Consider the following 6,000-nt stretch of genomic DNA (forward strand, 5'->3'; position numbering starts at 1 on the left):
CACAGTAATCGTTCGGTCACTGTGTGTGCCCAACAGGTAACCGTGCCATAACGGCGATCAAGGGCGCATGCCCGACACGCCGGTTTAACTCGGCAAGGTTGTGGCAGGCTGCACCCGGGCACGCCACACTCGACTAGCGGAAGCAGCGACGCACGTGACGTCGGCAGGCACCACCCGGGAGGTCCCCATGCCCGAACTGCGTGTCGTGGCCGTCTCAAATGACGGCACACGACTGGTGCTCAAGGCTGGGGACAGCACGGAGTACACGCTTCCGATCGACGAGCGGCTGCGGGCTGCCGTGCGCAACGACCGCGCGCGCCTGAACCAGATCGAGATCGAGGTCGAGAGCCACCTCCGCCCCCGCGACATCCAGGCCCGCATACGGGCCGGTGCCTCCGCTGAGGAGGTCGCTCAACTCGCCGGCATCCCCGTCGACCGCGTACGCCGCTTCGAAGGCCCGGTGCTCGCCGAGCGCGCGTTCATGGCCGAGCGCGCCCGCAAGACCCCCGTACGCCGCCCCGGCGAGAACACCGGCCCTCAGCTCGGCGAGGCCGTGCAGGAGCGGCTGACCCTGCGCGGGGCCGAGAAGGAGTCCGTCCAGTGGGACTCCTGGCGCCGCGACGACGGCACTTGGGAGGTCCTGCTCGTCTACCGGGTCGCCGGTGAGCCGCACTCGGCGAGCTGGACGTACGACCCGCCGCGCCGGCTGGTCGTGGCCGTGGACGACGAGGCCCGCTCGCTGATCGGCGAGTCGGACGACCTGCCGGCCACGCCGGAGCCGAGCTTCCCCTTCGTACCGAGGATCGCGCGGCTGCCGCGCGACCGGCCGCTGGACCGCGCCCTCGACCGCCAGTTGGAGCGGCCGACCGCCCCCCAGCCGGATCCGGAGGAGGAACGGGACACCCTGACCAGCCTGCTGGAGGCCGTCCCGAGCTTCCGCGGCGACATGGTGGTCCCGGACCGGACCGAACCCCCGGCGGAGGAGGCCGAGGCGGAGGAACCGCCGGCCCCGGCCGCCTCGGCGGGCGCCGGTTCCGCGTACGCCGATGTCCTGATGCCCCGCACCGTGGCCGGCCACCGCGACCGGCTGACGGGCACCACCGACCGGCAGGCCGAGGCCGACGGGGTCCGCCCCGGGCGCCGCGCCGCGGTGCCCAGCTGGGACGAGATCGTCTTCGGCACCCGCCGCAAGAAGCAGGAATAGCGCCGCCGCCCGGCATGCTCCCGTAGCCCCGGCGGCGGCGCCTCCGGGGCTACCCGGGGTGCGGGCCCGTGGCCACCGGGCGGGTCGGGTCCGCGGACCACTCCGACCAGCTGCCCGCGTAGAGGTCGGACGCGATCCCCGCCACCTCCAGCGCGAGCACCTCGTGCGCACCGGAGACCCCCGACCCGCAGTACACGCCCACCGGGGCACCACCCGACGCGCCGAGGGCGGCGAAGCGCGCCCGCAGGGCGTCGGCCGGCAGGAAACGGCCGTCCGCGTCCACGTTCTCCGTGGTCGGGGCCGAGACGGCACCCGGGATGTGGCCGCCGACCGGGTCGATCGGCTCGACCTCCCCGCGGTACCGCTCCCCCGCACGCGCGTCCAGCAGGACCCCCGCACGCGCCCGCGCGGCCGCTCCGTCCGCGTCGAGCAGCCCGACCGCTCCCGGAGTTGGCTTGAAATCGCCCTCCGCCGGAGTCACCCGGTCGGCCGTCACGTCACCCCCCGCTGACGTCCACCGAGCCAGGCCGCCGTCCAGTACCCGCACGTCCGTGTGACCCGTCCAGCGCAACAGCCACCACGCCCGGGCGGCCGCCCAGCCCTGACCGCCGTCGTACACGACCACCGGCACGTCCGCCGAGACGCCGGCCCGCCGCATCACCGCTCCGAAGGCCTCCGGGTCCGGCAGCGGGTGCCGCCCGCCCGACCCCGCCGGACCTGCCAGTTCGCGGTCGAGGTCGACGTACACCGCGCCGGGCAGGTGCCCGGCCTCGTATGCGGGGCGCTGGTCGGGGCCGCCCAGCTGCCAGCGGACGTCCAGCAGCACCGGCGGCCGGGAACCGGCCAGCTCGCTCGTGAGTTCGGCGGCCGAGAGGATCGCAGATTTCGCAGTCATACGGCCCATCTTCCTCCCCGCCCGGCGCCCCCGTAACAAGCCCGTCACCAGCGGGGCGCACCGATCCGGTCATCTCTGTCCCGGGCCCCCGCGACCCGGCCCGGTCGGGGCGCGCCGGGCCCCCCGGAGTGGAAGCATCAGCACCGGTAAGCGGCACGACGGAGGAGACGGCTGACATGACCGAGGCAGCGGAAGCAACCCGGCGCACGCCCGGCACCCCGTGCTGGGTGAGCCTCATGGTGCACGGCCTGGGGACCACCGAGGACTTCTACGCCGACCTGTTCGGCTGGGAGTACGTACCGGGCCCGGAGCAACTCGGCCCGTACGTCCGGGCCCTGCTGGACGGCCGCGAGGTGGCCGGCATCGGCGAGATGCCGCCGGACCGGCATCTTCCGGTCGCCTGGACCACGTACCTCGCCACGGACGACGCCGACGCCACGGCGGAGGCGATCCGCGCCTGCGGCGGCACGGTCGCGGTGGGCCCGCTGGACGCCGGCATCGCGGGGCGGGTGGCGATCTGCTCCGACCCGCTGGGCGCGATCTTCGGACTGTGGCAGGCCCAGACCCACATGGGCACCCGGCTGCACGGCGCGCCGGGCACCCCGGTCTGGAACGAGCTGGTCACCCAGGACACCTCGGCGGTCGGCAAGTTCTACGAGCACGTCTTCGGCCACGAGGCGCAGACGCACTCCACCGCCTCCGACGACTTCGACTACCTGACCCTGCACCTGGAGGGCCGCCCGGTGGCCGCCGTGCACGGCGTCGGCCGCTCGCTGCCGCACGACCGGGGGCCGCACTGGATGACGTATTTCGAGGTCGAGGACACCGACGCGGCCGCCGCCCGGGTCAGCGACCTGGGCGGGCGGATCCTGGAGCCGCCCCGCGAGGGGATCAACGGCCGGGTGGCCACGGTCGCGGACCCGGAGGGCGCCGTGTTCACCCTCGTGCGGTCACGGCCCCGCAACTGACCCCGGCCCCTCGGGAAGGCCTGAGGTCGGCGGGCCCTCAGGCGGGCAAGGGGCCGTGCTCGTCGCCGCCCGCTCCGCGGGCCTTCGCACCGACTCCTCCGGGCTCGGCCTCCGACGCGGCCACCCGCGCGGCTTCCGGTTCTGTGATCTGCTGGAGGTGTCGCCGGAGCCGTCCCGGCTGTCCGCGGTGTACCACCGCGATCGATGCGGCACGGGTACCCACGCGAGGTGGCCCGGGCAGCTCGCGTCCTTGGGAGGCGTTCCATGCCGCACCTCCGCCCGGCCCCGCCGGCGCCCACGCGGCCCGGGGTACTGCTGCCCGCGCGTGACCTGGCGGTCGCCTGGCTCCTGATGGTGCTGCCGGCCGCCCTGGCGTGGGTGCTCACCGTGCGGCAATCCCGCCACATGGGGATGGAGCCCGGCACCATGGGCCTGGCGCTCCCCCTCTTCCTGCTGCTGTGGGTGGTCATGATGGCCGCGATGATGCTGCCCTCGGTGGCACCGGTGGTCATCACGTGGGTGAGCGGAATCAACCGCCGCGCGGCGGGCCCTGCCCGCGTCCTCCGGGTCACCGCGTTCGTCGGCGGCTACCTCCTCGCCTGGACCGCGTTCGGACTGGTCGCGTACGCCGCCCTGGCCGCGGCCGGGCACCTGGTGGACCGCGATCCCGGGACGGGCCGCTGGATCGGCGCCGCCGTGTTCCTCCTCGCGGCGGTGCAGCAGTTCGGGCCGCTGAAACGGGACTGCCTGCGGCATTGCCGCAACCCGATGTTCCGGCTTCTCCAGTACTCCCGCTTCCGGCCCTGGGCGAAGGACCTGCGGGTGGGTGCGCACCACGGGCTCTACTGCGTCGGCTGCTGCTGGGGACTGATGATCGTCCTGATCCCGCTCGGCGTGATGAACCTGGCCGCGATGGCAGGACTGGCCGCCGTGATCTTCCTGGAGAAACTCTGGCGGCAGGGACCCTGGCTGGCCTGGGCCGTCGGCTTCGCGTTCCTCGTCATGGCCGCGCTCGCCCCCTTCCAGGACTGGCTGCTGCCCGGCCTGGACACATCGGGTCCGCCGATGGACCAGATGTCCGGCTGATCCAGGACAGCCGCCTCTCACGGTCGGTGCGGGCGTGTCGGCGATCCCGGTACCGGTCGACGAGCACGGCATCGACGCGCGGGCGCTCAGCGCCACCGAAGCCCGCGCCGTCGTCGCGCCCCCCGCGCACCAGTGGCCGAACGGCGCACCGGAGGATGCTCTGCCCGCTCCGGTGCGCGGATCACCGCCACGCTCGATGCGCTGACCGACGCGGACGTGCGCGCCCTCGGCTCTGGCCGGCTGGACCCGCGGCCACGTCGTCACCCACCTGGCTCGGGGCATCGACGCCTACCGGTGGAGGGGGCCACTCGAAACGACCTGATGCGGTCGCGGTTGCGACTCTCTGAGGCATGGCTCAATCACAGTCGGCCGAATGAAGCACAGACGCGGTCAACCATCAAAGGTCCGTCGGGGCACCTTGTTAGGGTCAGGGCAATCTCAGGTACGCATGGCGCGCCTGTCCGCGCCCTGGGCGGCCCGACGCGAGTTGGGGTGCCAGGAAGAGCAGGCTCCAGTCGAACAGAAGACCGGCATCTTCTTTCGCTGACCTGCTGGTGCCCCGTGCGGGGCTTGGTTCCGCATGCTGCAGTGCCCAGTTCCACCCGTAAGACAGGGCTTCAGCCCTGAACTGAGTTTCTGTGCCGGCGGAAGGTCGGTTCGACCATGTCCGAAACGTGGTCGAGCTGCTCCCCGCCGATGGGCCGCGCTTCGACCACTCTGATGGAGAGTTCGAAGCATTGAGTGATGTGCTCATCCTTGGGGTTCTGGGGACTGTCAGCGTGATCGCCGTCGTCATCTGCGGACTGACGGAAATCCTCGATCGACTGCCGGCGTTGTTCGCGGCGTGGCATCGGGCGCGCCACTCCTGGCGTGCAGCGCCCCAAGAGGAGATCCCGGAAGGCCCTGGAGACTCCCCCCGTGAGGTCAGGCGTGGTTGACCGGGAGGACGTCCGGGGAGAGGGCGCCCGCGTGGACCGCGGCCGAGGTCATGCGGCGGCGGTGGTGACGGCGGCAGAGGACCTCGTAGCCGATCTCCTCCGCCGGGCGGTTCACGTCGCCGACCACGACCTGCGCGCCCTCCACCACCATCTCCCCGCCCACCGTGCGGGCGTTGTGGGTGGCACGGGCCCCGCACCAGCACAGGGCCTCGACCTGGAGCTGCTCAAGCCGGTCCGCCAGCTCGATCAGCCGCTGCGAGCCCGGGAACAGCTACGCGCATCCGCGCCAACCGCGCGGGACTTCCCCTGGAGATCACCAGTTCCGACGGGGGGCGTCACCACGGTGGAGCGCGACCACCGGGGCCGCCCCATCCGGCTCACCGATCCCGCGGGCAGCGCGCAGCGCTTCATCTGGGATGCCGAGCACCGGCTGCTGCACCGCGTCACCGCCGACGGCAGCCGCGAGGCCTGGCGCTGGGACGCTGAGGGCAACTGCCTCGCCCACACCGACATCCACGGCGGTGTCACAGCCACTGGCCTTGTACACGGGAACCGACAGCAGATGTTCACCACTTCGGGAGACACGGCGACCAGCGGTCGTTCGATTTCTGCCGAGGCATACGCGCTGCCCGGGCGTGAGTAGTTGAGGTTTGGGAAGTGCCGCTGAGATTGATCTTGGTCTGATCTGCCACAGCTGCCCAGATCGGCAGCGGGTGAGGGGCTTTGGCAGAAGGTCTCGCGGGCCGGACAGCAGATTCTGGAGGTCCGCGCGAAATCCCTTTGCTCAATGGTCAAGGATCGTTGACCATTGCTCGCATGCCTACCGATGATCTTCCCGAGACGTTTCACGTCACCACGGACGAGCAGCTACGCGCCGTTTCCAATCTCACGCGTCACCGGATCATGGCC

The 6,000-nt window shown here is 72.2% G+C and carries 7 protein-coding genes and 2 pseudogenes; 6 read left to right on the top strand and 3 right to left on the bottom strand.

Features of this window, described 5'->3' with window-relative positions:
- Positions 1-154: 154 nt before the first annotated feature.
- Positions 155-1,204, top strand: coding sequence for a septation protein SepH (gene sepH, locus ACGFYQ_RS36475; protein WP_393750692.1), 1,050 nt, complete (start codon positions 155-157; stop codon positions 1,202-1,204).
- Positions 1,205-1,253: 49 nt separating this feature from the next.
- Here the strand turns inward: sepH and ACGFYQ_RS36480 are convergent, their stop codons facing one another.
- Positions 1,254-2,099, bottom strand: a complete 846-nt coding sequence (locus ACGFYQ_RS36480) for a sulfurtransferase (protein ID WP_393750694.1) — start codon at positions 2,097-2,099, stop codon at positions 1,254-1,256.
- 176 nt (positions 2,100-2,275) lie between these two features.
- Here ACGFYQ_RS36480 and ACGFYQ_RS36485 point away from each other — a divergent pair, with 176 nt between their 5' ends.
- From ACGFYQ_RS36485 to ACGFYQ_RS36495, 3 genes are all read left to right on the top strand, one after another.
- The gene (locus tag ACGFYQ_RS36485) at positions 2,276-3,067 is read left to right on the top strand and encodes a VOC family protein (RefSeq protein WP_393750696.1); all 792 of its coding nucleotides are present in this window, start codon (positions 2,276-2,278) and stop codon (positions 3,065-3,067) included.
- A gap of 264 nt (positions 3,068-3,331) precedes the next feature.
- Positions 3,332-4,153, top strand: coding sequence for a DUF2182 domain-containing protein (locus ACGFYQ_RS36490; protein WP_393750698.1), 822 nt, complete (start codon positions 3,332-3,334; stop codon positions 4,151-4,153).
- A gap of 34 nt (positions 4,154-4,187) precedes the next feature.
- Positions 4,188-4,358, top strand: coding sequence for a hypothetical protein (locus ACGFYQ_RS36495; RefSeq protein ID WP_393750700.1), 171 nt, complete (start codon positions 4,188-4,190; stop codon positions 4,356-4,358).
- Between the two features lie 412 nt (positions 4,359-4,770).
- Here ACGFYQ_RS36495 and ACGFYQ_RS36500 read toward each other — a convergent pair whose 3' ends face one another.
- Positions 4,771-5,004, bottom strand: a complete 234-nt coding sequence (locus ACGFYQ_RS36500; protein WP_393750703.1) for a hypothetical protein — start codon at positions 5,002-5,004, stop codon at positions 4,771-4,773.
- Positions 5,005-5,077: 73 nt separating this feature from the next.
- A pseudogene (locus ACGFYQ_RS36505) lies at positions 5,078-5,362 on the bottom strand (thymidine kinase); the annotation flags it as partial.
- Between the two features lie 72 nt (positions 5,363-5,434).
- Between ACGFYQ_RS36505 and ACGFYQ_RS36510 the strand changes: the two are divergent.
- Together ACGFYQ_RS36510 and ACGFYQ_RS36515 are read left to right on the top strand one after the other, a co-directional pair.
- Positions 5,435-5,734, top strand: a complete 300-nt coding sequence (locus ACGFYQ_RS36510) for an RHS repeat domain-containing protein (protein WP_393750709.1) — start codon at positions 5,435-5,437, stop codon at positions 5,732-5,734.
- A gap of 173 nt (positions 5,735-5,907) precedes the next feature.
- Positions 5,908-6,000: pseudogene (locus tag ACGFYQ_RS36515) on the top strand (transcriptional regulator); the annotation flags it as partial.

Origin of the sequence: Streptomyces sp. NPDC048258 (assembly GCF_043201995.1) — a bacterium.
Lineage (GTDB): Bacteria > Actinomycetota > Actinomycetes > Streptomycetales > Streptomycetaceae > Streptomyces.

Excerpts from the sequence above, each read along its gene's own strand:
- ACGFYQ_RS36480 (WP_393750694.1), bottom strand. The coding sequence starts at position 2,099 with ATGACTGCGAAATCTGCGATCCTCTCGGCCGCCGAACTCACGAGCGAG.
- ACGFYQ_RS36485 (WP_393750696.1), top strand. The coding sequence starts at position 2,276 with ATGACCGAGGCAGCGGAAGCAACCCGGCGCACGCCCGGCACCCCGTGC.
- ACGFYQ_RS36490 (WP_393750698.1), top strand. The coding sequence starts at position 3,332 with ATGCCGCACCTCCGCCCGGCCCCGCCGGCGCCCACGCGGCCCGGGGTA.
- ACGFYQ_RS36500 (WP_393750703.1), bottom strand. The coding sequence starts at position 5,004 with ATGCCACGCCGCGAACAACGCCGGCAGTCGATCGAGGATTTCCGTCAG.